This window comes from Sulfitobacter sp. CW3 (assembly GCF_019392245.1).
In the GTDB taxonomy this organism is placed as follows: Bacteria; Pseudomonadota; Alphaproteobacteria; order Rhodobacterales; family Rhodobacteraceae; genus Sulfitobacter.
In genome coordinates, this window is the sequence record NZ_JAHXRL010000020.1 from 1 (window position 1) to 1298 (window position 1298).

Sequence of the window (1298 nt, forward strand, 5' to 3'; positions counted from 1 at the left end):
GCGCGGGTGCCGTCATAGGATGTGGCAACGCTGGCCGCATTGCCGGTACCGCGGGTGGATGATCCGATCGCAGCAATCCCGCCGGTCAGTTCCAGTGAGGTATCGCTGTTTTGCAGCGCGACCTGGTGGCTGAAATCGATGCCGATGGCCGCCTGCCAGATCTCGACGCCTTGCGACGGGATAAGGTTGCCAAGGGCGTCGGTGTAGGCGGCCTGATCATCCGTTGTATAGCTAACCTGCACCGACGGGATCAGCGTCGTCGCGCCGTACTCAAGTTCGCCGGACACGTTGACCTGCGCCAGCCAACGCTCCGTATCGAAGCGGTCCGTATAGGTGCCCAGTGGCGACACATCGTTGGTCGTTTGCCCGTACAAAAGCCGCCCGTCGATAAACAGCGGATGGTTCGGGACACGCGTCACCATATAAAGCCCGGCCAACCAGCCCTGGCCGTCCAGCGTTGAAACGCCATCCTCTTGGCGCACATGGTCGAATTCAACCATGCCGCCGATCAGAAGGTTGGGCGAAACCGTGATGTGACGGCCAAGAGCGCCGAAAAAATACTCGGTTTTGCTGGTGTTTTCGTTGGTCCAGGTGCCGTTCAGCCGCAGCCAAAGACCATTATTTGTATCTGGAGAGCTGACAAAATGGAAATTCCCGCCCGCCTGCGTCACAGCCATGTCAAATCCGCCAGACCCGCCACTGCCCGATAAAAAACGGCTTAGGTTGGGTTGGCTGGAGACCAGCTGAGTGGCGCGCGATTGGATGAACTGCGAGATAGCCTTTTGGGTCTTTTCAACGGTCGCGTTTTGAATGGTGACCGTGTTTGACGCCGTACTGCTATTGCCCGCGCTGTCGGTCGCAGCGGCCGCAGGAACAGAGACGGTGGTATTCCCGCTCCCCGTCGCCATGATCTGCGCGACATACGCCGCGCCGCTGCCGGTGACGGTGCTGACGGACCCGTTCGTCACGGCAATATCGCTGGCCTCAAAGCCTGTGACGGCCTCGGAAAAGGTCACCACAACGTTGATGGTCTCTGCACCGGAAACCGAGGTGGCGCTGGTCGAAAGGCTGACGGAGGGCGCGCTGGCGTCATAGGTGGTTGTGACCTCGTTCGAGGCGGCATTGGCATTGCCCGCCCCATCCGTGAAGGTGTTCGCTGCGACCGACAGCTTGACCTCGCCATCCGATGACGGGGTCAGCACGGCAGTATAGCTGGTGCTGGACCCCGTCAGGGTTGCCGTCGCATTGGTTAACGTCAGATCGCCAACAGCGAAATCGGTGCTGGCCTCGGACAGGGT

Annotated in this window: 1 protein-coding gene; it reads right to left on the reverse strand. The window is 60.4% G+C overall.

The features are described 5' to 3' along the window. On the reverse strand, nucleotides 1–1298 hold a 1298-nt coding region (locus KZZ06_RS20025; protein WP_257884511.1), incomplete at both ends, for an Ig-like domain-containing protein.